The following is a 25,989-nucleotide window of genomic DNA, read 5'->3' as shown; positions in this document are numbered from 1 at the left end:
ATCGCCCCGTTATTCTTTTTCTATCAACATGTTCCGGTATTCTGTCGGCGACACTTGCTCCAGCTTCTCGAATTGGGTCACGAAATAATCCGCACTCTGAAAACCGACCTTCTCGGCGATCTCATATATTCTGAAATCACTTTTCCGAAGCAGCTTTTTGGCCTCCTGTATCCTGAGCTCCAGTAAATAATCGTTGAAATAGACACCGTATGTCTTGCGGAACAGGCGTCCCAGGTATACTGCATTCATATAGAATTGGGCGGCTATACTTTTCAGGCTGATATTCTCCCTGTAGCGGGTATCGATATACCGCTTAACGAGCACAATGCCCCCTGCAGAATGCTCTTTGCGGAGAAGGGCAATATACTCTGCTGCTTCCTGCAAAGCCAGTGTGAAATTCTCCCTCAGCATCTGCAGACTCCAATTCACATGCTCCCGTTCAGTCAGCCCCCTCAGCTTCAGAATCTGCTCTTCACTGCCATCCATTTCTTTAATGACAGCAATGATTCCCGTTCTACACCGGGCTAGAGAGCCTGATACCGCTTGCGGTGTGAACCGCTGCTTATGGAACAGCTGAAAGATACTGTCCACAGTGTCCAGGTAGCCGCACCTGTCCCCCTCTTCCAGCTGGACGATGAGCTTGCTTATGACCGCCGGACTCATATCAAAAACGTACAGAGGCCTCTCCTTAATCAGGGAGTACATAATGAGCCCGGCGGGCTCGGCATATTTATGTCTTGCCGCTTCATTCGCCTCCGCATACGAACGGTGAACATCAATAAGCGCCTGGGCCGGATCGCCTGCGTAGAGACTGAGCCTGCAACCAAGCCTGTCCGCCAATGCTGACCTAAGGCATTCCAGACGGTTCGCAAGACCGCAGGCTCCGCCCGTTACCGCTTCTGTGCAGAGCAGCATTCCAAAGCTTCCCTGCTGCTGCTCAAACACAGGTATGCGGTTACCGTCCTCTTCAATGAACTGCAGCCCGCTCTGAAATTGCTTCAGCGTAAGCTGCTGGTCCTCCGGGCCTGAATACACTTCGGCCAGACAATACAGGAAGCCTCGCTTATGCTCCATGCCCAGTGCTGCGGCGAGGGGCTCCGCTTCTGTATCCGGCAGCTTCCCTTGCACCAACGCCTCCAGAATTACACTGGCGGTGTGATCATCATTAGTCAGTGTGGTGATCCTCTTCCTGCCCATCGTATAGGACAGCTTTCGCAGTGTGGCGGTCATCTCCTCATCGTCAATCGGCTTCAGAATATAGTCATGCACCCCGTAGCGGAGTGCCTGCTGTGCATACTTGAAATCATTGAAGCCGCTGATTACGATGAAGACCACATCCTGAGCATTATTCTCGGCCACGCTGCTGATAAGCTCCAGTCCGTCCAGAATAGGCATCCGTATGTCCGTAATAACCAGATCAGGCTTGAGCTGCCGGATCATATCCAGCGCCTCTGCCCCATTGTTCGCTTCTCCGGCGATACTGAAATTAAGCGCTTCCCACGGAATGATCTCCAGCAGTCCCTTGCGGACAAATACCTCATCGTCTACCAGCAATACTTTGAACATCATTTGAACCTCCCACAAGTGAATATGGCTATACAACTAACGGCTACAAAAAAAAATTCCGCCGTCGGTTTCCCGCCGGCGGAACCTGCTTCGTTAGGATAGTGACATTTTAAAGTAGCTTCAGTTAATAATCATTGCAGATTCCACCTAATTTATTGCGTCATTACAGCGGGAGCTGGTTAACACTGCATCACCAATCTATGGCGAGCAAAAAGCCTGTCCCGGGGGGACAGGCTTTCCAGTATTCTGCGTTACAATACAATCTTCACCGGACTGTTATCCGTTAATTCAAACGGTCCAGGCGTCACATTCGAGTCCGGGCGCTGCTTACCGAAAAAGTCGCAGTCGAACCGGTACGGTGAGCCGTCCGGCTCCTCATAGCGCATCTCGGCGTGATAGCTTCTGCCCAGCAGATTCGTGGTGACTACGGTTGGCGCGGCTGCACGGAGCAGCTCAGGGTTCACAATATGCACCTGCACCTTGCCGGAAGCCGCATCCACCTCAACCTCAAGACCCTTGTCGGCATAGACCTTCGCGCTGCGCTCATGCGCACCCGGCACCGCATCTTTCAGATACAGATTGCCTTGAATAGCTACAGGAAGGGCCATCTGTTCGGGATGGAACGGCTTCCCGGAATCGATCAGCGCTTTGATCTCTTCCTTGGTGTATTCCCACCACTGCTTGTCCAGGGAATTCGGGTGCTCATCATAGCCGCCCAGTCCAACAGGATGCAGATAACAGCGGGAATTATCCGGGATACCATCCATCACCCGTTCACCGTTATCATTAAGCTGCTCTCTCGGGGCAAGCGGCAGATGCTCGAAGAACGTCATCGGTACTACCTCATTGTCCTTGTCCTCGTCACGCAGGAAGATATTGTTGTAATATCGGTCGTCACCGCCCGCGATATTGCTGTACCCGGCAACCGCTGTCTCGTGCGGCATATGGTACGGCGTATAACGGGTAAGTTCAGGACGTACCACGAATCTGCCGGCGAACAGATTATGGACGAACGCGCCGCCCTGGGCCATATTGCGGAAGTTCATCGGCGACAGGAACAGGTTGTGATCGACCATATAAGGACCGTGGCAGACCTCCATGAAGAAATCCTCCGACAGGTTGTCGTAGAACACATTCCGGCTGATGCGGGTGCCCTGTGCCTGCCAGTCCAGCCATAACGCCCGGTAGGAGCTGTAAATGACATTGCCGCAAATCTGGGTATCCAGTGAAGCATGCAGCTTGATTCCGCCTACCTCTGCCCCGTGGAAAATCCGTTTATGATGGATATTATAAATCCGGTTATGGCAAATCTGGCTGAAGGCCCCGCCCAAATGACCGACGACTCCAGCCTGCTCACAATCATGGATCACATTATTGCGGACGATATGACTTCCGATGTTGTCCTTATGCCAATCCTGGCGGAGTGCACGGAAAATAACCTCCTGCTCCCGCTGCGTCCCGCCCTTCATCCGGCCATTAGACCACTCGTTATGCCCGGTTGAGATTTCTTTGCCCAGACTCACCCCTGTGCATTTGGACTCGCAGATGTGGTTATCCTCAATGATCCAGCCCTTGCTCCAGTGCGGTCCGATCAGCCCTTCCTGCAACGCCGTTGGCGGTGCCCATTGGGGAGCTGCCTGGCGGAGCGTGAAGCCTTTGACGGTTATGTAACCCCGCCCCGTCTGCTCCGGCCAGAAGCAATAAGGGCGCACGCTGATCTCCACATTCTCCCGGCGGGGGTCCCTGCCACCGAAGCTCGCCCAGATTTTAGTTGCATTGGAGCTCACCTCCGCATACCACTGGAGCAGAGAGTCCGCCGGGTACTTGGCCTGCGGCCATACCTTGGGATCGCGCAGCTTGGTAACGCTATCACATTCATACAGCGATTTGCCGTCGAGATAGACCTCCCCCAGATGCGGCTCGAACGCCCCTTCGAACAGCCAATCGCCATATAATTTTTCTTCAAAAGGATTGCGCACAGCAAACAGGCTGTTCGGCACCTCCGCACTCCAAACACCGTCTCCTTCATCCTGCCAGTCTGCCACCGGCTCAGCGCCTGTGATAATGACCTCCCCATCTCCGGCAGCCTGATAGACAATCCTCTGATCCTCTGTTCCTCCGTTAGCCGGGCTCACCCATTCCCTGTATGTCCCCGCATGAACGGTGACCGTATCTCCAGGCTCCGCCAGCGCCGCAGCGCGGGAAATGGAGCGGAAGGGCTGGTCTGCTGTACCGGAAGCCTGATCACTTCCTTGCATTGCAACATGATATTCCATATGATCATCCTCCTCTTTCTTGTATATCATTTAGACATTTTAAATGAATATTCTATATTTCGCTATAACCTTTCTAGCCTACGATGACTTCCATGTATACCTGCTTCAGGCCCGGATTCAGGTCCTTCTCCTCGGTGAGATCCAGAACTGGAGCACCATCAATGTCAAAATGCACGCGCCGCAGGCCGGAGCTTCGCGGTCCCTCGATTCCCGGTCTGGCGTGGTAGGCGTTCCAGATCACCCCGTCCTCGTCCGTTACATAGGAATTATGGCCCGGTCCATATTCTCCCGGCACGCTTCTGGAGGTCAGCAGCGGATAATTGCCCTTGGTCCAGCTGTTGATATCCAGCAGATCTGCCCCCTTGTCTGCGGTCAGTAGACCGACCACATAAGTAGCATCCACGGCTGCACTGGCAAAAGTCACGTACAGCTTGTCCTCCGTGTACAGAGCAAACGGACCTTCGTCCACGAACGTATGGTTATTGGCCCAGCCGTAATCCGGCCGGGTCAGCAGCACCGGATCACTGGTCAGCTTCCACGGCTCCTGCGGGTCAATCGTGGCGATGTAGACCCAGGCTCCCAGATCCACCGGCAGGAATTGGCGCTCCGACCATGCGGCATAGAGCTGGCCGTTCCAGCGGATGACGGTCATATCCAGCGAGATTGTTGTGCCTGCTTCACACAGATAGCTTCCGTCCTTCTTCACTACCCGGCGGGGCCTGGACCAGTCCGCAGCATTCATGGGATTGCCGCCCGGACTCAGCTTCATCACATGTGATTCCTCATGGAAGAACTCTCCGGGTGTTGCGGCATGGAAAATATACAGCTCGTCTTCAATGATATGGAGTTCCGGTGCCCACAGCAGGCCGCCGATCTCTTCATACGTGGTGGAATCGAGGATCAGGGATTCCTCCGCTGTCACCAGCCCGGGAATCGTATCGGCTTCCCTCATATACAGCGTATGTTCCTTATCTGCATCATTAGTCGCTATGAAATAATATTTCCCCTTCCACGCTGCAATGCAAGGGTCCGCACGGTTAAGTGCAATCGGGAATGGGAAATGATCCTGATGGATCTCCCCGGAGATGCTGTAGGTCCCGGCCTTGTCCCAGTTGATGGCATCCGTGTTCCAACGGACTTTTTTGGCAGCCTGCGTTCCATCACTGTATAGGGCTGTTGCCCGGACCGCCTGCACATCCTCCACCGATGCCGCATTCACCCGGTCCGGTACTACGACAGCAATGTTCTCCGGTACCGTAAGCTTGCAGAAGAGTCTGCGGGCGATCTCAGCGGAGACAGAGATCCTGTTGCGCGGCTGGATTCCCTCGATATCAGTCTGCACCGCTTCCAGCGTGAACGGCTCCGCTTCCACCGGTGCTGAGACATTCGTAAGGCTCATGATGTCGGCAGTGAAATTCTCATAGCCCTGGCCCTGCCCGTCTATCCATTGAATCAGGTAACCGCTGCGCTCCGGGTCATAGGTACACGAGATATCGCTTACATGAGTATCCGCTTTAAGCTCCAGCAATCCAATCTCGCTGTATTGCAGCAGATCGGCCGAAGAGAACAGCAGCACCTTCCCCTTGCTTTGTTCATCTGCTTCCCCGTCAGCCTCGGTGCGCACAGCAATGACGCCGAAATTCCCGTCTGCCAAGTAGAAGAGATACGGCTTCTTCAGGCTTTTGGCGCGGAGCGTCCCATCCTCATTCTCCGTCGCCTTGGCGAACAGGACACCCGAGTTATGATTCAATGCCCGATACTGGCCCCCATCAGTCTTGTAAGCCAGGTGCATACTGTAAGCCAGCTTCGAAGCATACACAATATCCTCTTGCGGCAGTCTTGTATAGCAAAGGATATCTTTCCGATCTTCGTTTTGTTGTGGTATCATGGATTCATAATCTTCCTTCCTATTGATAATTTCTAATAACTATAATTACGCACTGTTCGGTTAACCTTCGAATTTACTCTAATGTCCACTACAAATTATAGAGATTCACTGAAATACTAACAATGATATTTACTGACCATTAATTGATCTATCCGAAGAAAGGAGAAGCCAATGCCTACAATTCACTACGTGGAATACGATGCTGCACATCCGGCCAATTTCGTCTACAGTATCCCCGAAGGACTGAACGCCTGGCTTCTTGTCCTGACCCAGACTCCTGCGGTGTTTGAAGTGGAAGGTGAATTGAAGGAATTCCCAGCTCACTCTGTCGTTCTGTATCCTCCAGGGCACAACATCTATTACCGCGCCTGCTCCCAAAAATATGTCAACGACTGGGTCCGTTTCGATGCGGATGAATCGTATATCACTGAAAGCGTTCTGCCGCTGGGCAGTCCGTTCTCCCTGCCCGACCCCGGATATTGCCATCAGCTGTTCCAGCTGCTGACGCTGGAGAACTCCTTCCAGAATGACTACCGGGAGCTGTCCATTGACTACCTGTTCCGCCTCTTGTTCAACAAGCTGTCTGAGGCGTCCCAAGACAAGCTTACGCCGCAGTATTATAATCTGCTGGAGCTGCGCAAGACTCTGTACAGTAATCCCGGTCACCCTTGGACCGTATCCTCGATGGCCGGGTATCTGCACATCAGCACCGGCTACCTCCAGACCATCTACAAATCCGCCTTCGGCATCTCCTGCATGGAGGATGTCATTCAATGCCGGATTCGGCTGGCCAAGGAGAAGCTCGGCTTCGGCCAGCACAAAATCGCCGAGATCGCTGCTCTCTGCGGCTACGCCAATGTCGAGCATTTCTGCCGCCAGTTCCGCCAGCTAACCGGCTTCTCCCCCCGCGCCTACCGGGAGCGGCTGGCATCCAAGCAACCGCTGATTCGGGAGGAGACTTAGATGGATAAACGTATCTTAATTGTGATCATTCGCAGCATCTGGTGGAAATAGTTGGATAAACGTCATTTAATTTCACGGTTTCCTCCACTTTGGTTGATCCGCAGCAAATTAAGTGCTGTTTTTCCACCTGCTCTCTGGCTAGCGCTCCTACGTTCCTTTACAAGTGGAGGATTTCCAACGAATTCCCACTGACTAAGGCAAAACCCTTGCACGACTATTCGAACTTTTATCCCCCAATACTGCTTTACTTTGCGCCATCAGCCTTCGTCCACGCACTCGCGCCCATTGTATTTTTTTTCGACTACATTTCACTCGCACGCCTCCGCCACGCCAAATGTGATCGGTTTTTAGCATACATTCTGTCCTCGCGCCTTCACCACGCCCAATGTAATCGCTTTTTCGATTACATTCCGCTCGCACGCCCCACGCCGGCCCAATGTGATCGGTTTTTCGCATACATTCCTCCCCAACTACCAAAAGCAGCGACCCTCCACCGGAGAATCGCTGCTCTTGTTCACACTATCCTTATTCTTCATCTCCGCCCAGAATCGGCAGCACGGCACCGTCCCGCACAAACAGCGGAATCTGCGTGAGCGGCGCATCGATCATAATAGCCTGTCCGCCGGCATAGGCAGTGCCGGTATAGACATGGGTCCACTCTGAGCCGGACGGCAGGTATACCTTGCGTGCCCGTTCGCCCTCGCCCAGGACCGGAGCGACCAGCAGATCGGGACCGAACATATACTGGTCCTCAATATCCCAGGCTGCCGGGTCCTGAGGGAAATCATAGAACAATGGACGCATAGGCGGCGTGCCCTTCTCATGGGCAGCCTCCATCAGCCCGCGGATGTACGGCTTCAGCCGCTCCCGCATCTGCATGAACTCTTTGAAGATGTCATACGCCTCATCCCCATAGCTCCACACCTCATTATCCGAGCCGCTTCCGCATACGCCCCCGCCCCGCGTTCCGGTAGGCTCTACAAAAGGTGAACGGTCCCCGTGCAGCCTGAATACCGGAGAGAACGCGCCGTACTGGAACCAGCGGACCATCAGCTCCCGGAAGGAGGCGTCTGCCGGATTACCGCCATGGAAGCCGCCGATGTCGGTGGTCCACCATGGAATCCCGGCCATAGCCATATTCAGTCCGGCCCGCACCTGAATGCTGAGCACCTTGAAGCTGGAGTGAATGTCTCCAGACCATACAAGCGCCCCATACCGCTGGCTGCCCGCCCAGGCGGTACGGACCAGATTGATAATATTCTCCTGGCCTTCAGCGGCCATGCCGTCATAGAAGGTCTGGCTGTATTTCATCGGATAGATATTGCCGATCTGCTTGCTGGAGCCGATATGATAACGGTAGATATCATGGTCATAGACCGTCAGCTCCGGCTCCGCCTCATCGAGCCAGAAAACCTTGATCCCTTTGTCATAATAATTCTGCTTAATCAGACCCCACAGGAACTTGCGGGCCTCCGGATTAGTCGCATCGAAGATCGCGTTCTGGCCGAGGAACTGGAATTGTGTCCGCACCCCGCGGTCCGAGCGCAGCAGATAGCCTTTTTCCAGCATCTCCTTATAATTCTCGCTCTCCGTCTGGACAGTCGGCCAGACCGAGACCATCAGCTCAATGCCCAGCTCCTGCAGCTCCTGCACCATTGCCTCCGGATCAGGCCAATATTCCGGGTCGAACCGCCAGTCTCCCTGATTCGTCCAGTGGAAGAAATCAATAACAATGACGTCAATCGGCAGCCCCCGCCGCTTATGCTCCCTTGCCACCTCCAGCAATTCCTCCTGCGTACGGTAGCGGAGCTTACACTGCCAGAACCCCATGCCATAATCCGGCATCATCGGTACGGTTCCCGTAGCCTTGGCATAAGACTCCTCGATCTCGGCAGGCGAGTCACCGGCGGTGATCCAATAATCCAGCTGCTTGGTGGACGGGGCTGTCCATTCGGTCACATTCAGACTGAAATGCGCTTGTCCGATCGCCGGATTATGCCACAGGAACCCGTAGCCGGCACTTGACAGCACGAACGGAATGCTGATCTGGCTGTTGCGGTGGGTCAGCTCCAGCGAGCAGCCCTTCAGATTCAGGAAGGAGTGCTGATACTGCCCCATGCCGTACAGCTTCTCTTGCGGGTCCGCTTCCAGCCGGAGCTTCACGGAGAAATCACTGCTGCCGGGGATGGCGCTTAGCTCTCTGCCCCCGTATTTTAACTGATACGTATCCTCCGTCTCGTTAAGAAGCAGCTTGCCGTGCTGGTTATAGAAGAAGATCTGTCCCTTGTCCGTTATTTCCGCCCGGATATTCCCGTTCACAATGCTCGCGCGCTCTTTGGTAATCGATATATGACTCAGCGTCTGCACAGCAGGCAGAAGTGCCCACTGCTCATCGGTAATCTCCGCATACGAAGCCCGGATACGCAGCGAATGCTCTCCCCAAGGCTCTATCCAGACTCTCTCATGGTCATATTCTCTGATTAGTCTGCCATTCTCTTCACGAAACATAGCGCGATCCCTCCAACAGTTCTATAATAAGGTTGCAACCACATTATATAGAGTGCAAAGCCGCCATACTATACATAAAAGTACGCATCTATCATACGATATTACGATTATGTGGAGGGATTAAGATGAGTGGAGCGTTCGAGGACAAGCCTTATCCATGGAAAAAAGAGCACACGGAAATTCCCGAGGGCCTGTTCCCCATCAATGTATTTCATATCTGCTTTCCGGACCGCAGTATTATTCCGCCGCACTGGCATGACCATCTCGAATGGATTCTCGTGACCAAGGGCCGCTTCCGCGTCCAGGTCGGCCCCCACTCCAGAGAGCTGGTGCAGGGTGAGCTTGCCTTCGTCAGCCGTCCGCAGATTCATGCGGCCTATCCGACAGAGGATGGCAGTGAGCTGTATGCGGTTGTCTACAACGAAGCGCTGCTGAACGGTATGCGGGACCTGACTGAGCTTCAGCATATCCGGCCGCTGCTCTCCGGTGAAATCCGGCTGCCTGCCTTTTATGGGGCGGATCAGCCGGTTACCCGCCAGATCAGAGGATGCATTGAACAGATTATTGACAGCTATCAGAGCAAGAGCCCCGGGTATGAATTATGTATAAAAGGCGGCCTGTTCTCTTCCCTGGGTCTCGCTTATCCCCTGGCCGAGTTCACAGTACCGCCTTCCAAAAGAGACCCGCAGGAGACGGGCATCCAGCCCCTGCTGATTCACCTTAGCAACCATTTCCATGAACCGCTGACCGTAGAGGAAGCCGCACGGATCTGCTGCGTGACCCCCAACTACTTTTGTCATCTATTCAAAAAGAACACCGGCAAGACCTTAATCGAATATGTGAACATGCTGCGGGTACATGAGGCCAGCCGCCTGCTCCAGCTTCGCCGGTATTCGATTCAGGAGGTAGCCTTCCGGGTAGGGTTCACAGGCCTCACGTATTTCGGAAGAATATTCAAGCAGCATACATCGATGACACCCAGCGAATATGCTTCCCATTTCCAGACCCGGTCTTAATCCTCCCGGTGATAACGGAAATAATCGAAATCGGCATAGCCGCCGGGCTGCCGGGTCGCATAATTGAACAAGCCGATCCGGTAGCCCATGAAATGATCCAGCGTATATAGCATATGCAGCGTCTGCCCGATGGGCTGCCAGACCTCCCCGTCTCCCGAGTAGAAGAACCGGGCTTCGTCCACACCATTCCTGAAGTTGAAATCAATCCTGAGACAGATGCGCTCACCCGTGAACGGAATACTCTCCACCACTTTAACGCCACCGTCACCCTGGATGCACATCTCCACAGTGAACTGTCCCTGCGCTCCGGCCGCCACCTCAACCGTGCCGTACCCGGACTGGAGGGCTACCATCCCGGCCCGGTCTCCTTCGTGCATGCCGCCCAGATACAGCAGCGTCTCGGCACTGCAAGCCGGACCCTCCGTCCGCTGGGTCAGCGTATTGCGCGCCGTTACTACGCTATCAGCTGCCTTGCCTGTACGCAGCCGCAAACAGCCCGGCCGCTCGGTAACCGACCATAGCCCGTTATCGGGATTATGGTTCCATTGCCACTGAAGCGCCAGCCGGTTCTCCGTATACTCGAACTCATCGCTGATTACAAGCGCCTTCGGCTCCACGGCGGGAAGCTTCGTATCGAAGGCCAGCGGAGCCTTGCCGCCATCCCCGATTACCGGCCAGTCGTCCTCCCAGCTCACAGGGAATACGCAGGGAACACGTCCAACTGCTCCGTGATCCTGGAACAGCACAGCGTACCAGTCGCCGTCCTCAGTATCCACCAGCCCGCCTTGCGCTACACCACGATTCTCGTAGCCCAGGTTATCGTCCAGAATAACCTTTCGCTCATAAGGACCCAGCAGCTCCCGGGACCGGTAGCATAGCTGGCGTCTGCGCATGTTGCCCTCTGCCGGCCATTCAATGAAGAACAGGTAGTAATAGCCCTCCCGCTTATGAGCGTGACAGCCTTCCATCCGCAGCATAATACCCTGCCGCTCGCCTTCCAGCAGGAGCTGATCAGTCCCGCCGGGCTTCACCGATGTCAGGTCCGATGTTAGCTCCCGGATGCGGATATCCCCGTTCCCGTAGATCACATAATTGCGGCCGTCCTCATCCAGCAGCAGCGCCGGGTCATGGTGCAGGTCCTGGATGACCGAACGCTCCCACGGTCCATGCTCAATATCCCCGGTCTGGTAGATGTAGAACTGGTCTGTATCATTGGAAGAGAAGCATACATAATAGATTCCATTCTTGCACCGCAGCGAGGCAGCCCAGGAACCGCCGCTGTAAATCCCTTCGCCGTCCTCCAGCCGGAAGGCCGGAGTGTCCTCAAAGGTATCAAAGACGTAACTCACAATCTCCCAGTCCTTCAGATTCACCGATTTCATAATCGGACAACCCGGCATCGAGTGCATACTGGTGCTGACCATATAGAACACTGGGCCAACCCGGATCACATCCACATCCGGGACATCTGCCCATAGTACTGGATTAGTAATGATGGCTGTATTCAATGTGCCGCCTCCTTGCTGTTAGTTATGCTGTGGTATGAATTGCCAATGGGCCAGCTTGAACAGGCTCTTACCGGTCTCTCCTGTGAATACCAGGTAGAGGTTATGCACTCCCTCCGCTCCCTGGACCGCCGTCTCCAGCTCCAGCCATTCCTGCGGGCCGTCCGCCGCCGGAACCGCCAATCTGCCGATAACCGGACCCGCCGGCTCATCCAGATGCAGCTCCAGCACGCCGCCCGCTTCCAGGCTTAGTACTGACGCCTGGAATGAGCCGGCTCCGCTGCCGAAGTCTACCCCGGATAGTCCGATCCAGCCGCCGTGCTCCACATCCGTTACGGCCTGAACTCCGCCCTCAGCCAGGTATTCTGTCTTCACCCCTGCGCTCCAGCCCATCGTTGCCGCAGGAATACGTTCATACGGGTTCAACGCTGCAAGCTGCTGTACACCTTCGTAATCCGCATGGATCTCCGGAATAGACCCGTCCTCATTATGAGTCAGGCGGTTCAAATGTGTGGAGCGGTAGCCGTTCGCAATCCCTTGGGCCTTGGACAAGGTCTGGGCGTGATAAGCAATATACCAGCTGTCATGGAACTGGAAGACCGCATGATGGTTATTCCCGGATACGCCGAAGAAATGTCCCGGATTCTTCAGGATCGTGTGGTGATACGTCCAGGGACCCATCGGATGCTCACTGGTCATATAGGCAATCTCTCCCGCAGGAGGGCTGCCTTCCGGCCGCTGCCCGTCATAGAAGTTCGAGCAGTAGGTATAATAGTAGACTCCGTTCCACTTATGGATTCCGGCATCCTCGAACATGAACGGGGCCGGAATCACCTTCGCGCTGCCCACCACGCTGGTCATGTCCTCACCCAGCGGCATCACCCGTGCTGTGCCCGGCTCAGCGAACTGTCCTTCCGGAACGCCGCCTCCGAAGTATATATATCCCTTGCCGTCGTCATCAAGCAGCACCGCCGGGTCGAACAGCCAGGTAACATCCTCTACCCCGGGTGTAGAGCGCAGAATCAGTGCCTCCCCAATCGGGTCCACCCATGGACCCACCGGACTGTCACCCGACAGAACGCCGATGCCGCTGGCATTATTGGCGAAGTAGAGGAAGAACTTATCCTTGCCGTCAATTACGGCATGAAGTGCTGCCGGTGCCCAGGACTGGGTGGCCCACTTCGCTGCACCCTCCGGCCCGGCTACGGCTATCGGACCATGATCAGTCCAGTTCACCAGGTCAGCGGACGAGATGACGGTAATCGTATTAATGCTGCTGTAGGAGTTCTCCTTCACGGCGCCGTTCTCATCATACTCCAGTGCATCATTGGTCATATACAGATAGACTCGGTCTCCGAATACCAGGGCATAAGGATCGGCCCCGTATCTGTGTGCCACCAGCGGATTGCCGCTTGGCGGTACCTTGCCGGTAGCCTGCTTCAGTTGAGTTGTCATTTGATTCCCTCCAGATATAGAAAGATGTCAAGCATGCAATAATATTAAGATTGCGGTGCGGCCAGCTCGGCCAGCCGGGCGAATGAAGCCTTCGGCTGCTTCTGCTCATCGAACAGGAACGGCCAGTTCTTGCGTCCCCGGACGGGGAAGCCGTCCAGCCAGGTATAATCATCGGCCACACCCCAGAAGGTTACCGAATCAATGGAATCTTTGAATTCCAGCAGAAGGGCGAAGATCTCGGCATAACGCTCCTCCTGAAGCTTCAGCATTTCAGCTGTTGGCGCTTTCAAATCCGTGCGTTTGTCGTCATGACGGAATACGGAGAGATCCAGCTCGGTAATGTGGATCTTAAGCCCCAGCGATGCGTAGAGCTTAAGCGCATTGCGGATTTCCTCAATGGAAGGGCCGTAGATATTCCAGTGTCCCTGCATCCCGATCCCGTGAATCGGCGTATTCTGGTCCAGCAGGCTGCGGACAAGCTTGTAGATTTTGCCGCTCTTGACAGGATCGGTCTCATTATAGTCGTTGTAGAACAGCAGCGCGTCAGGGTCTGCCTGATGTGCCATTTCAAAGGCCTGACGGAGGTAATCCTCGCCGATAATCTGCAGCCACTTCGTATCGCGCAGGTACTGGTCTGTTTTATCCTCAATCGCTTCATTCACTACATCCCAGGCATACGCCCGTCCCCGGTATCGGCCCACTACCGTATTGATGTGGGTCTGCAGACGCGCAAGCAACTGCTCTCTGCTGCAGGCTCCGCCTTCCGCATCCCGGAACATCCAGTCTCCGGTCTGGTTATGCCACAGAAGCGTATGCCCCCGGACACCGATTCCGCGCGGCTCTGCGAATTCGAAGATACTGTCCGCAGCCTCGAAGGTGTATTCGCCTTCCTGCGGCTGAACCAGAGCCGGCTTCATCTCATTCTCGGCGGTGATGCTGTTGTAGTGATTCGCGATGAAAGGACCCTGGGAAGCTATAATGCCGGTACTGACGGCAGCCCCTATTTTAAAGGCCTCCCGGAACATTTCATGTAATGCAGGAATTTCGCTGCTGGCTTGCTCCATTTTTGCTAACCTCCTGTATTTGACAACATTTTTTGGGACAACTCTCTCTATCATAACGCATTTGTATGCGTTTACCATCACCAAAGTAAATAGATGGACCCCAAATAAATAATTGCACCCTATTTTTTATTTCCCTGTGCCTGTGCGCGGAACTGGACGGGCTTCAGCGCCGTCCGTTTCTCGAACTCTCTTAAGAAATGGTGATAGTGTACGTACCCGACGCTCTCCACAATGCTTCTGACTGTGTCCTGAGTGTCGACAAGCCGCTGCTTGGCCGCTTCAATCCGCAGATTATGAATGTATTCAAGAATGCTGATGCCGTGTTTTTTAATGAAGGCCTGACCCAGATACACCGGATTGAGATAGAAATGCTCTGCAATCTCTTTTACCGTCAGATGCTCCGCATAATGATCTCTCAGGAAGCATTCCACGCGGATCAGCGGATGCTCGGAGTTACGCTCCTTGTGCTGGCGTATATAGTTCATACTGGTGGAGAGCGCCGTCTCCAGGGTGACCTGCAGGTCTTCCAGGGACCTCGGCTCGGTTCTGAAAAAATCAAGCGTGCCGATCCACTGATCGTCCGCGCCGCCGAATTCCTTCAGCAGCTCCATGCTCCGCAGCATGATATCCATGCCCGTCATCTGGACGACTCCCGGATCTGTCCGGTTCTCCTTGAAACCGCTGAACAATTCGCCCAGCTTCTCCGCGGCCTTCTGCTCCTGCAGCCGCTCCACCGCGCTGATGATCTCCTCAATCAGCGCTGCGGAAGGAAGCGAGTAATTCACCTGTCCCTCAGCTTCACTGGCCGAATCCACCGGGCCGTATTCGTCCGAATAGAAGTAGTGGCGGGCCGCAGCGTCTGCCGCCTCGCGGTAGGAGACCGGCAGCTCGCGGAGGGAGCGCACACTCGGCCCGATGCTGACCGAGCCCTTTACTCCGCTGCGGATCAGCCCGGCGTACAGCTGCTCCGCCAGTCCAGCCGCCGCCCCCGAGCTCTCCACGACCAGCCCGGCCTGATCCCCGGGCAGATCAATGAACATCGCACCGGCTGGTCCGGCCAGCTCCCGGCACAGCTCCGAAATCCCGCTGCTATGACCCTCCACGTGCACATATGTCCACCCGGTAGCCGCCTCATCCAGGCGGTCCATCTGCTCAGCTGCTTCTTCATCCGGCTCCGCCCAGTGTCCTTCAAGCATGCGCGCGATCACGAGCGGCAGCAGCCGGCTGGACAGCATGCTGTGCTGCATGCTCTGCTTAAGGCGCTGCTCCAGCTCATCCGTAATGTCCGTAAGCACCTTATCCCATTCCGCATCCATGACCGGCTTCAGCAGGTAATGTCTTACCCCGTAACGGATGGCTGTTCTGGCATACTCAAATTCGCCGTAGCCGCTAAGCACGATGAAGACCGGCTGCTCCATATCAAGACTGCGTACGCGACGGATCAGCTCAAGCCCGTCGATCCCGGGCATGCGGATATCCGTAATTACAAGATCGGGCGAGCTGCGGATAATGGCAGCCAGCGCTTCCTCCCCGTTCTCACAGGCGCCGCATACCTCAAAGCCCAGCTCCCCCCAGTCGGTCAGCGTCCGCAGCCCCTCTAAGGCAATCGTCTCATCATCAGCAAGCACTACTTTATACATGAGCTCCCTCCCCTATCGGAACCAGACTCAAATCCTCGGGAATCTGGATGGTAATGACCGTGCGTTCATACTCGATGCTCTCAATACTGAATCCAGCCCTGCCGTCATAGTACAGCATGAGGCGTTTATACACATTGCGGAGGCCGACATTCTGTCCCGTATCCTCTTCTGTCTCCAGATGGGACTTGATCCATTCCAGCTTCTCCTTCTCGATTCCTTTGCCGTTGTCGGTCACCACAATCAGCAGACCGGTCTCATTCCGTGAAGCGGACACGTGGATTTCCCTTGCCCATTTGACCGACTGCAGACCATGCTTGCAGGAATTCTCCACCAGAGCTTGTATACTCATCTTGGGAATCCGGCAGTTCAGCACCTCAGGCGCAATATCCAGCTCATAAGAGAACCGGTTCTGAAAGCGGAACTTCTCAATCTGCAGATACATTTCGATGAAGGATACCTCCTCCTGCACCGTAATCAGATCATCCTTCCAGCTGAGCAGCCTGCGCATAATCAGGGCCAGATTGCGGATGACATCAGTAACCTGTTCATATTTATACTTCTTACAGATGACCAGGATCGCATTCAGCGTATTAAAAAGGAAATGAGGGTCCACCTGGCTCTCCAGATATTTCAGCTCCGCCCGCACCCGTTCCAGCTCCAGATCCTTCTTCTGAATCTCCAGCTTGTAGACATCATTGATCAGATTGCGGATTTTGTCGGTCATCAGATTGAAGCTGCGGATCAGACCGCCGATCTCATCCTTCCCCTCATACATATCAATGCTCTCGAATTGCTCATATTTGACCTGCTTCATATGTTTGTAGAGCAGCCGTACCCGCAGATTGTAGGAACGTATAATGACGATCATGAGCAGCGTGGGAAGGATGATCGTCAGCAGGAGCAGAATCAGCGAGTTCCTGAGCGCGTTGTCCATCTCATGGTTGATCTTACGTCCTTCCGGAGTGCCAACCAGCCGCCAGCCCTTGGTGTAGGCCGCACTGCTAAGCGCCCGGACAATCTGCTTGGGCACCTGGTCAAGGCTAGTGTCCACGTTCAGCAAGGCACTGCCATCCAGTGAGGAGAAGGAACGGTTCGAATCCAGTACGACCCGGTTCTTCTCATCCAGCAGCTTGAAATCCAGATAGTCACGCTCCTTCTGGAACAGGTCCTGCACATTGTTCAGCCGCAGATCAATCCTCAGATATTTCGTGTAGGGCTGGCCCGTGAAGTTATCCAGCTTGCGGATCAGACTGACGAGCACTTCCTGCTGCAGCGGATTCAGCGGGTTGGTTCCCTGATAAGAAGTGAGCAGCACCTTGTCTGTGCTGCTTGAGATTTTACGGTACCATTCACTTCGCTTATCCGCGTCCGACAGAATGAAGTAGCTGTTGCCGTTCTGAATCGTCGGATTTGAGGTGTATATGCCCATCCAGGAGATATAGGAGTGGAGAGTGCTGTACTGGCGCAGCTTATCCTTCAGAGAATCATTATAGGCATCATAATAAGCCTCATTATCCGGGTAGGCGTAATCCATCATCTCCATAAAAGGCCGGTCCGCAGCCACCGTATTGCTGATCGCCACACATTCGTTCACGATCTGCATCAGGTCATAAGCCACCCGGTCTACCGATATCTCCAAATTATTCCTCTCCCGTGCTTCCACATTACGGCTGATCTGCACATAAAAGAGGGCATTGATGCTAAGTATGGGGACAAGCACACACAGCAAGTAGATGAACAAAAACTTGTATTTGAGCGGAATATCATTGATGAAGGCAGATGGCTTCCGGTTATTCTTCATGCAGGCCCTCTCCTCCCTCTTGAATTAGCTCTTCTTGTACACGGAAGGTGTAACTCCGTTAAGCGCCTTGAACTTGGCGGCAAACACATCGGCGTCTGAATAGCCTACTCTGCTTGAGATATCGGAAATCCCCATATCGGTCCGGCGCAGCAGCTTCTTTGCCTCTTCAATGCGGTATTCATGGAGATAATCGTTAAAAGAGCTGCCGTAGTATTTCTTGAACCGTTGTCCTAAGTAAGCCGAGTTCACATGCAGGTGCCCAGCAATATCCTGCAGCTTCAGCTTCTCCTGATAATGCCCGCGGACATACTCGATCGCTGCGGCCACGATCTGATCTTCTACCCTGCCATCCGCAGCCGCAGCGAACCACTGTGCAGCCTCGCACAGCTCCTCCTCTATCTGACGCTTAAGCATCGGCAGACAAGTGGCCGAATGCCGGGACGGGAACCATTTCTGCACCCACTGCGTATAGTCTCCCCCTCTGGCAGTAATTTCACGTAGCAGCTCTGCTTTGATATTAGCCAGAAATGCGTCGATCCAGGAGCTGGAAGCTACCTCCGCCGAGAAAATCTTGAACACCTCTCCGAGCTGATCTGTGAGATGCAGGGCCTTCCCTTCGGTGACGGATTGCAGCAGCGATCGTCTCAGCTCTGCCGGAAGCATGGCCATCTGAGTCTTATCCTGCTTCTCGAAGAAGCCTGCTTCCCCGCCCACCGGACCATACGGTCTGCACAGCTCAGCAGCCAGCGCCTCCTGGTATGCCGTATTCAGAGCCTCAGGGCCCTGATGCTGAAGACTTGCTGTGAAAAAGACCGGCGTGCTGTACAGCGGCCGCAGCTCCTCCATCCACCGGGTAAGCAGTGCCCGGTCAAGCGCCGGTCCTTCCTGCGGGGACACCAGCAGATAGCCGTGCTTCCCGCTGCCTGCGGTGAACGGATAGACCGCGAGGCTCCGCAGCGGTTCCTTGGCGTTCATGGCGGCGAGCTGCTCACGCATATGCAAGCTGTCCGGCGCTGCTCCATGGACCAGAATACAGCATAGCCGCGAGGCGGGGGAGATCCCCAGCGTCTTCAGCCCCTGCTCCCGCTCCTCCTCCGTATTCTCCCGCATCAGGAGCCGGGATACCATATCCTCCTGCAATAGAGCCGAAAGCGCATCACGCCGTGAGGAGGCCTTGCGTTCCTTAAGGATCTGTTCCGTAACCGTCTGCAGCGCCTCCGTCAGCTCCTTTTCATCCAGCGGCTTGGTCAAATAATTGGATACTCCGTATTTCAGGGCCCGCTTGGCATACTCAAAATCAGCATAGCCGCTAAAAATAATAAACTTTGGCTGATAATCGCTTTCAGAGGTTCTTCGGATGAGCTCAAGGCCGTCGATGACCGGCATACGCACATCTGTAATGACCAGGTCAGGGCGGGTGCTGCCGATCAGCTGCAGTGCATCCTCCCCGTCCAGCGCCTCGCCGCATACTTCATAATTTAATGCCTCCCAGTCGACCAGGAAGCGGAGCCCCTCCAGCATAATCGGCTCATCGTCGGCAAACAGTACCTTAAGCATGGAATCACCAACTTTATATAAGTTATCGTGTGCAACATATACATACTTATATTTGAACAGGAGAAACCGCTTCGGCTGCACCCGAAACGGTTATCGTATACCTATTTTTCTTACTATAATACGTAGTAACAATTACTCTTTTACGCTACCCAGGTTCAATCCTACCACGAAATACTTCTGTAAGAAAGGGTAGACGAACAGAATCGGAACCGCTGTAACGATCGTAATGGCTGAACGCATGGAGGCTGGCGTAACCAGCGACTGGACCTGATTGTTCTGGCCTCCCGCCAGCATCGACGGATCATTGTTCGTACTCATAATGGAGCCGAGCATCTTCATCATTTCGTATTGCAGCGTGCTAAGCTTGATATCCGAGGAGGCATAGAGGAAGGTGTCAAACCAGGAATTCCATGAGCCAACCGCGATGAACAGTGCGACTGTTGCCAGTACAGGCGTACAGAGCGGGAAGATGATTTTCCAGAAAATTCTGAATTCACCTGCTCCGTCAATCTTCGCCGATTCGGTAAGGCTGAACGGAAGCCCGCGGATATATGTCCGCATGATAATCAGGTTGAACGCACTGACCAGACTCGGCAGGATATAGACCATGAAGTTATGCAGCAGGCCCATATTCTTGATCAGGAAGTAGTTCGGAATCAGTCCGGCATTGAAATACATCGTCAGGATGAACAGCAGGCCGATCTTTTTACGGAAAATATATTGCGGCTGCGCCAGTGCATAAGCGAGCATCGTTGTAAGGAACACACCGAGCAAAGTTGAAATAATCGTACGGGATACCGAGATAAATGCAGCATGATAGATTGTTCCTGATACAAAGACCGCCCGGTAATTCTCCAGCGTCCATACACGGGGCCAGAGGTAGATTCCCCCGGTAAGCGTGTCACTGCCGTCATTGAAGGATACAGCCAGCGTCTGGAGGAACGGATAGAGCGTGACAGTAACCACAAAGAGCATAAATATCGTGTTGAAGGTATGAAATACAACCGGCTCAATCCGGCTTGAACCTTTGGTCCCGGCTTTCATATGGGCTTCCTCCTCTATAGTAATCGCTCTTCGCCGAGGCGTTTTGCGACATTGTTTGCGATGAATACGAGAATAACACTGACAATCGTTTTGAAGATCCCTGCCGCCGTAGCCAGCGAGTAGTTACCCATGGCCAGACCATACTTCACTACAAAGATATCAATGGTTTGCGAATAGTCCACAGTAAGTCCGTTGCCCAGCAGATATTGAAGCTCGAAGCCGGCATCCAGAATATGTCCAATGTTCATAATCAGCAAAATAACGAATGTAGCCTTAATTCCCGGAAGCGTGATATAACGCATCTTTTGAAAACGTTTTGCGCCGTCAATGGAAGCAGCCTCGTACAGGGAAGGATCGATGGAGGTAATGGCCGCCAGATAGATGATCGTACCCCAGCCCACCTCTTTCCACACGTTCGATGCCCCGATAATGCCCCAGAAGTATTTCCCTTCACTGAGCCACATAATCGGATCTTTAATCAGGTGAAGCTTCATTAGGATGACATTGACAATCCCGCCGTCGATAGAGAGTGAAGTGGACACAATCCCCGCAGCGATAACCATGGACAGAAAGTGCGGCAAATAGGAAATCGACTGAACGGCACGCTTGAAGAACTTGAGCTTGATCTCATTCAGCAGCAGAGCCAGACCGATAGCCGTAACCGTACCCAGTACAAGGTTAATGAAACTCATGGCAATGGTATTGCGAAGTACCAGCATAAAGGTATCGTCAGAGAATAAAAACTTGAATTGCTGTAAGCCTACCCATTCCTGCTGGCCAAAGGACACCGCCGGGCGGTAATTCTGAAAGGCCATAAGCCAGCCCCAGATGGGAACATAGTTGAAGATAATCAGATAAAGTGCAATGGGCACGGACATAAAAATAAGCTGTTTCTGTGTTTTCAGTGTTTTCCAGCTTAGACTCACACCGATTTCCGGATCGATTTTGCTTTTTCGGGTCTTCTGTTTTTTGACCTGTTTGTCCAGTACGGCATCAGACATGTTGTATTCCCTCCTGTAAAAATCATTCTCTCCACGCTGTCCTATTCACGCATTCTTATTTAGGAAGAGCGGGAAACAGCATTTCCCGCTCCTAGTTCTGTATTGAATGGTTTATTTAACGCTCCATTTTTCGATGCGCTGCTGAATGCCTTCATTCATCCGGTCTTCATAGGCCTTGATGTCCAGCTTGTGGATTCTGTCCACATAATCCTGCCACACGCTATCGAACTCAGCCGGGCTGGCCATAATGGCTTTCGGCAAATACTTAATCATGAGGTCATTCAGCTTGGACTGTGCGAGCTGGGCTGGTGAACCATCCTTAAGCACGATGGAATACGCAGGGAAGTAGATATTGTTCTCTTTCGGCTCCTTGAAGAATTCGGACCATGATTTCTTGTTGTACGCCTTCAGAATCTTCTGGTCGTAAGGCTTCAGACTGTCGAAGAATTCCTGAGGCTGTGTACCCGCATCTGCTGCGTTACCGTCGCTGTACGTACCTTGAATCTTAGGCATGTAACCGAACATCCCTGTGATTTTGTTGGCAACCTGCCAGCTGGTCTTATCCGCATTCGCACGTTGCTCAGGTGTACGGTAGAAGGAACCATCTGCGTTCACTTCATAATCTTCGCCTTTCACGCCCCATTGAAGCGTCTTCTGCCAATCCTCGGTGATCATCTTATCCCAGAATTTGATAATGCGGACAGGGTCCTTGGCATTAATCGAAATTCCGAATCCGCGGTTGGTGCCGACCGCTCCGCGGTCACGATACCATTCTTCTGCGCCCGGATAGAGCAGAGGGAAACCGATATACGTATTTTCCAGCTTGCCTTGGGAGATCAGGGATTTCTCGCCGTCCTGGAAGTTCCAGTGCTGGTCGAACATCCCGATGACCTTGCCGCTTGCAACCTTGGCCAGATACTGGTCATAGTTCTGTACGAACGCTTCTTTATCCATCAGGCCCTGAGCGTTAATCTCATTGAGCTTCTTGTAATAGGTCTTGGAGATATCCTTGTCTGCAAAAATCTGTGCTACATTGTTATCTACAATAACGGCCCCGTCATTCGGATGCCCCGACAGATGCTCTGGGGGATTCTGCAGCGGGAACACGCGCCAGTCGAAGTTAAGTGATTCGAACCCGATCATGTCCGGGTGTTTTTCTTTATATTTGGCAATGATGTCGAAGTACTCATCCAGGGTCTTAGGAGTAGGGTAGCCCATTTCCTCAAGCACGCCTTTTTGCAGCCAGAAGCCTGGTCCCTGATAAGTAGGCTCAGTAATTTTACCTTGATAGACGCCATAGCTTGGCAGAACGTAGATGTGGCCGTCATTCTCATCCTTGATCTGGTTCCAGACCGCACCGTAATGCTTCTTCAGGTTAGGAGCATATTTCTCAATCAGATCCTCCAGCGGAATGTATGCCTTGGCATTGATTAATTTGTCGTCACCCGACATGATGTCCGGGTAATCTCCCCCGGCAATCATGACCCCGAGCTTCTGCTGCAGGTCGCCGACCAGGAATTCCTGGTTAAAGGTGATTCCGGTCTCGTCTTTGATCAGCTTCAAAATCTTATTGTCAGGCGTTGGTTGTTGTGCGGGACCATTCATGAATACCGAGAACGTTACCGGAGCCGTGTCGTCTCCGGCTGCTGCCGGGCTGGCGTTGGTTCCGCTGGTGGTATCCTTGCCTGCGGTATCCTTACTTCCGGTGTTGCTGGTGTTATTGCTTGATCCACAGCCTGTCAGTGCCAGTGTGAGTGCTAATACACCGGCCGCAGCGGCTGCTGCTGAACGTTTTGCCGTTTTGTGCATGTTGTTATGCCTCCCCTTTTTGGCTAATCGCTTATGCTTCTAATTTCTCCTGGTGACAACTTTAATTATACGTTTTCAGAATGCGCTTACAATTCATAGAATATAGATCTTCCCCCCTATAAATTCACAAAAAGAAAACGGTTGCTTGAATCGCGGCAGCGGAATTGCCGTTCTTTCAGAGCTCGCTGCGTGTGTTTACGGCCTGCTCGTGATGGGTGAATATTAGTGCTCTTCATTTGGCCCGTGCGACGTCCCCCCAGTAAATTGTAGTCGGTTTTTCGATTACATTCGACCCGCGCGCCGTCCCCCGGCAAATTGTAGTCGGTTTTTCGATTATATTTGGCTCGCACGCCGCCCCCCGGCAAATTGTAGTCGGTTTTTCGATTACATTCGGCCCGTGCGCCGCCCCCCAGTAAATTGTAGTCGGTTTTTCGATTACATTCGGCTCGCACGCCGACCCCGGCAAATTGTAGTCGGTTTTTCGATTACATTCGGCTCGCGCGCCGTCCCCCGGCAAATTGTAGTCGGTTTTTCGATTATATTTGACCCACACTCGACTTTCTAGCTAACCACACCAAAAAGGATTGGCACAAATACGCCAATCCTACATAACTATATTATCCTATTTGTCAACTAGCTATCCTAAAGTTACTCTACCGGTGAAGGTATACGAACTGCCCGCTTCTCCTATGAACGATACGGGATCAAGTCCTGGACCTTCGAGCCGGCATAGGCCGGATACGGTACATGTTACCACTGCTTCCGTAACCAGTCCACCGCTCCAGGTGAAATTGAGGGTATAGCCGCCTCTCGCCCGCAGACCCTTGACACTGCCCTCGTTCCAGTCGGCAGGCAATGCAGGCAGCAGTCTGATCCTATCTGTATGACTCTGCAGCAGCATCTCCGCGATACCTGCTGTTCCTCCGAAGTTCCCGTCAATCTGGAACGGCGGATGATTGTCGAACAGGTTAGGCAGGGTCGAATGCTCCAGCAACGCCCGCACATTGGTATAGGCTTTACGCTCATCCTGCAGCCTGGCCCAGAAGTTAATGATCCAGGCCCGGCTCCAGCCGGTATGTCCGCCGCCGCTGGCAAGTCTGCGTTCCAGCGTCGTACGGGCTGCTGCTGCCAGCTCTGGCGTATGCTCCACCGTGAAGGCATCCCCCGGATACAGCGCGAACAGATGCGAAATATGCCGGTGCCCCGGCTCTACCTCTTCGTAATCCTCCATCCATTCCTGAATCTGCCCGTATTTACCGATCTGTGGCCCCGGCAAACGGTTCAGCGCTGAACGGAGTTCTTCGCGGAATACCTCGTCACAGCCGATAATCTCCGAGCTCTGGACACAGGCCTTGAACAGGGCTTCAATGATCTGGAAGTCCATAGAGGCTCCGGCACACAGCACGCCCGATTCTCCGCCGGGCAGCTGATACGTGTTCTCCGGCGAGACGGACGGGCAGGTAATCAGCCGGCCCGACTCATCCTCTATCAGGTAATCAAGCAGGAACTGTGCAGCTTCCTTCATCGTATCGTAGGCATTCGCCAGATACTGGCGGTCCTGGCTGAACCGGTAATGCTCCCACATATGCAGACACAGCCAAGCTGCTCCCAGCGGCCAGAACGATGCTGGCAGATACGTATCCTGAGGAGCAGTATCTGCCCAGATGTCCGTATTGTGGTGTGCCGTGAAGCCGCCGCAGCCATACATGACCTTCGCAGTCACCCGTCCAGGCTCACGCATCCGTTGGATCAGATCGAACAGCGGCTCATGGCATTCCGCCAGATTGCAGAGTTCAGCAGGCCAGTAGTTCATCTGCGCATTAATATTGATTGTGAATTTGCTGTCCCAGGCTGGAGTGAAGCTGTCATTCCAAATGCCCTGCAGATTCGCAGGCAAGGAGCCCGGACGGCTGGAGGCGATCAGCAGATAACGGCCATATTGAAAATAAGTCGAGATCAGTCCGTGGTCTTCTCCCCCCTGCCGGAACCGATTTAGCCGTTCACTGGTTGGCAGTCCGCTCAGCTCCGGGTTCATCGGGAGCGTCAGCGAGGTCCGGCCGTACAAGCTGCGGTAATCCGCAACATGGCGGGCAAGCAGTTCCTCATAAGGCACCATAGTCAAGGCCTCCAACTGCCGCTTGGCATACAGCGCCGGATCGGGATAGCGGAATGTGGTTCCTGCGGCAAGCAGCAATGTAACCGAGCTTGCCCCCTCCACCAGCACATATTCGCCGATATTGCGGCAGGTTCCGTCTTGCGTGACGGCCTTCAATGCAGCAGCGAAGGAGCTGCCCCCGCGCCCGCCGCATTCTCCGCCCATCACCAGCCCGCTGTCATTCCATTTCTCGGTCTTCTCCAGCATTCTCCAGTTCTGGCGGTTGAACCTGGCCTTCAGGGAGATTGCGTTCTTCCGGTCAGAGGTAATCCGCACCACGATAGCTTGATCCGGGTAGCTGGCGAACAGCTCACGGGTATACCGGACCCCGCCGGTCACATAACTCACCCGGGATACGCCGGATTCGAGATCAAGCTCCCGCTGATAGTCCTCAGCAGGCTGCTCATGTCCGGCGAATGACAGCAGCAGGTCGCCAAGCGGCAGATAATGGCGCTGTGCTTCCGGCAGCCCCACCATCGTCATGGCTGCTAGCTCTTCCGCCTCCCGCAGCTTGCCTTCCAGAATCAGCTGGCGGAGCTTCGGCAAGTGGGGCAGCGCATCTTCATTGTTGCGGTCACGCGGACCTCCGTACCACACGGAATCCTCATTGAGCTGGAGCTTTTCCTCAGCTACCCTGCCAAAGATCATCGCTCCCAGCCTGCCGTTACCGACCGGCAGTGCCTCATTCCATTCCTGTGCCGGCTCCGTGTACCATAACCGCTGGCTCTGTTCCATGCTTGT

General features: G+C 53.9%; 16 protein-coding genes. 2 read left to right on the top strand and 14 right to left on the bottom strand.

Annotated elements, in window-relative coordinates; genetic code table 11:
- Positions 1-9: 9 nt before the first annotated feature.
- From MKX63_RS24365 to MKX63_RS24355, 3 genes are all read right to left on the bottom strand, one after another.
- A complete protein-coding gene (locus MKX63_RS24365; protein WP_341020697.1) occupies positions 10-1,566 on the bottom strand; it encodes a response regulator in 1,557 nt (518 codons plus the stop codon).
- 251 nt (positions 1,567-1,817) lie between these two features.
- Positions 1,818-3,842: a right-handed parallel beta-helix repeat-containing protein gene (locus tag MKX63_RS24360; protein ID WP_341020694.1), complete on the bottom strand. Its 2,025-nt coding sequence runs from the start codon at positions 3,840-3,842 to the stop codon at positions 1,818-1,820.
- Positions 3,843-3,915: 73 nt separating this feature from the next.
- A complete protein-coding gene (locus MKX63_RS24355; RefSeq protein WP_341020692.1) occupies positions 3,916-5,730 on the bottom strand; it encodes a family 43 glycosylhydrolase in 1,815 nt (604 codons plus the stop codon).
- A gap of 171 nt (positions 5,731-5,901) precedes the next feature.
- Between MKX63_RS24355 and MKX63_RS24350 the strand changes: the two genes are divergently transcribed.
- The gene (locus tag MKX63_RS24350) at positions 5,902-6,693 is read left to right on the top strand and encodes a helix-turn-helix transcriptional regulator (RefSeq protein WP_341020690.1); all 792 of its coding nucleotides are present in this window, start codon (positions 5,902-5,904) and stop codon (positions 6,691-6,693) included.
- 525 nt (positions 6,694-7,218) lie between these two features.
- On the opposite strand, the gene MKX63_RS24345 is transcribed toward MKX63_RS24350, so the two are convergent.
- Positions 7,219-9,201, bottom strand: coding sequence for a glycoside hydrolase family 31 protein (locus tag MKX63_RS24345; protein WP_341020689.1), 1,983 nt, complete (start codon positions 9,199-9,201; stop codon positions 7,219-7,221).
- Between the two features lie 125 nt (positions 9,202-9,326).
- On the opposite strand from MKX63_RS24345, the gene MKX63_RS24340 reads away from it, so the two are divergent.
- Positions 9,327-10,217: an AraC family transcriptional regulator gene (locus tag MKX63_RS24340; protein WP_341020687.1), complete on the top strand. Its 891-nt coding sequence runs from the start codon at positions 9,327-9,329 to the stop codon at positions 10,215-10,217.
- On the opposite strand, the gene MKX63_RS24335 is transcribed toward MKX63_RS24340, so the two are convergent.
- From MKX63_RS24335 to MKX63_RS24290, 10 genes are all read right to left on the bottom strand, one after another.
- A complete protein-coding gene (locus MKX63_RS24335) occupies positions 10,214-11,725 on the bottom strand; it encodes a glycoside hydrolase family 43 protein (protein WP_341020685.1) in 1,512 nt (503 codons plus the stop codon). The genes MKX63_RS24340 and MKX63_RS24335 overlap by 4 nt on opposite strands.
- Positions 11,726-11,743: 18 nt before the next feature.
- Positions 11,744-13,177 carry a glycoside hydrolase family 43 protein gene (locus tag MKX63_RS24330; protein WP_341020684.1) on the bottom strand — a complete coding sequence of 478 codons (1,434 nt, stop codon included), beginning with the start codon at positions 13,175-13,177 and terminating at the stop codon, positions 11,744-11,746.
- Between the two features lie 44 nt (positions 13,178-13,221).
- The gene (locus MKX63_RS24325) at positions 13,222-14,241 is read right to left on the bottom strand and encodes an endo-1,4-beta-xylanase (protein ID WP_341020682.1); all 1,020 of its coding nucleotides are present in this window, start codon (positions 14,239-14,241) and stop codon (positions 13,222-13,224) included.
- Positions 14,242-14,360: 119 nt separating this feature from the next.
- Positions 14,361-15,881: a response regulator gene (locus tag MKX63_RS24320; RefSeq protein ID WP_341020680.1), complete on the bottom strand. Its 1,521-nt coding sequence runs from the start codon at positions 15,879-15,881 to the stop codon at positions 14,361-14,363.
- Complete coding sequence (locus MKX63_RS24315; protein WP_341020678.1) at positions 15,874-17,682, bottom strand: sensor histidine kinase; 1,809 nt, start codon at positions 17,680-17,682, stop codon at positions 15,874-15,876. Before MKX63_RS24315 ends, MKX63_RS24320 begins: the two co-directional genes overlap by 8 nt.
- A 24-nt stretch (positions 17,683-17,706) precedes the next feature.
- Positions 17,707-19,239 (bottom strand): response regulator transcription factor, encoded by a 1,533-nt coding sequence (locus tag MKX63_RS24310; RefSeq protein ID WP_341020676.1) that lies wholly within the window; start codon positions 19,237-19,239, stop codon positions 17,707-17,709.
- Between the two features lie 132 nt (positions 19,240-19,371).
- Positions 19,372-20,283: a carbohydrate ABC transporter permease gene (locus tag MKX63_RS24305; RefSeq protein ID WP_341020674.1), complete on the bottom strand. Its 912-nt coding sequence runs from the start codon at positions 20,281-20,283 to the stop codon at positions 19,372-19,374.
- Between the two features lie 14 nt (positions 20,284-20,297).
- Positions 20,298-21,284: an ABC transporter permease gene (locus tag MKX63_RS24300; protein ID WP_341020672.1), complete on the bottom strand. Its 987-nt coding sequence runs from the start codon at positions 21,282-21,284 to the stop codon at positions 20,298-20,300.
- Positions 21,285-21,395: 111 nt separating this feature from the next.
- Positions 21,396-23,093 (bottom strand): extracellular solute-binding protein, encoded by a 1,698-nt coding sequence (locus MKX63_RS24295; RefSeq protein WP_341020669.1) that lies wholly within the window; start codon positions 23,091-23,093, stop codon positions 21,396-21,398.
- Between the two features lie 637 nt (positions 23,094-23,730).
- Positions 23,731-25,983 carry a glycoside hydrolase family 95 protein gene (locus MKX63_RS24290; protein WP_341023242.1) on the bottom strand — a complete coding sequence of 751 codons (2,253 nt, stop codon included), beginning with the start codon at positions 25,981-25,983 and terminating at the stop codon, positions 23,731-23,733.
- Between the last annotated feature and the right edge of the window lie 6 nt (positions 25,984-25,989).

The organism is Paenibacillus sp. FSL R7-0179 (assembly GCF_038002265.1).
GTDB lineage: Bacteria > Bacillota > Bacilli > Paenibacillales > Paenibacillaceae > Paenibacillus_AQ.
Note: the sequence above shows the minus strand (reverse complement) of the source record. Positions and strands in the feature narration are given on the sequence as shown.

Bases quoted from the DNA above. Each gene is read 5' to 3' on its own strand.
- MKX63_RS24365 (WP_341020697.1), bottom strand. From the start codon at position 1,566: ATGTTCAAAGTATTGCTGGTAGACGATGAGGTATTTGTCCGCAAGGGA.
- MKX63_RS24360 (WP_341020694.1), bottom strand. From the start codon at position 3,842: ATGGAATATCATGTTGCAATGCAAGGAAGTGATCAGGCTTCCGGTACA.
- MKX63_RS24355 (WP_341020692.1), bottom strand. From the start codon at position 5,730: ATGATACCACAACAAAACGAAGATCGGAAAGATATCCTTTGCTATACA.
- MKX63_RS24350 (WP_341020690.1), top strand. From the start codon at position 5,902: ATGCCTACAATTCACTACGTGGAATACGATGCTGCACATCCGGCCAAT.
- MKX63_RS24345 (WP_341020689.1), bottom strand. From the start codon at position 9,201: ATGTTTCGTGAAGAGAATGGCAGACTAATCAGAGAATATGACCATGAG.
- MKX63_RS24340 (WP_341020687.1), top strand. From the start codon at position 9,327: ATGAGTGGAGCGTTCGAGGACAAGCCTTATCCATGGAAAAAAGAGCAC.
- MKX63_RS24330 (WP_341020684.1), bottom strand. From the start codon at position 13,177: ATGACAACTCAACTGAAGCAGGCTACCGGCAAGGTACCGCCAAGCGGC.
- MKX63_RS24325 (WP_341020682.1), bottom strand. From the start codon at position 14,241: ATGGAGCAAGCCAGCAGCGAAATTCCTGCATTACATGAAATGTTCCGG.
- MKX63_RS24320 (WP_341020680.1), bottom strand. From the start codon at position 15,881: ATGTATAAAGTAGTGCTTGCTGATGATGAGACGATTGCCTTAGAGGGG.
- MKX63_RS24315 (WP_341020678.1), bottom strand. From the start codon at position 17,682: ATGAAGAATAACCGGAAGCCATCTGCCTTCATCAATGATATTCCGCTC.
- MKX63_RS24310 (WP_341020676.1), bottom strand. From the start codon at position 19,239: ATGCTTAAGGTACTGTTTGCCGACGATGAGCCGATTATGCTGGAGGGG.
- MKX63_RS24305 (WP_341020674.1), bottom strand. From the start codon at position 20,283: ATGAAAGCCGGGACCAAAGGTTCAAGCCGGATTGAGCCGGTTGTATTT.
- MKX63_RS24300 (WP_341020672.1), bottom strand. From the start codon at position 21,284: ATGTCTGATGCCGTACTGGACAAACAGGTCAAAAAACAGAAGACCCGA.
- MKX63_RS24295 (WP_341020669.1), bottom strand. From the start codon at position 23,093: ATGCACAAAACGGCAAAACGTTCAGCAGCAGCCGCTGCGGCCGGTGTA.
- MKX63_RS24290 (WP_341023242.1), bottom strand. From the start codon at position 25,983: ATGGAACAGAGCCAGCGGTTATGGTACACGGAGCCGGCACAGGAATGG.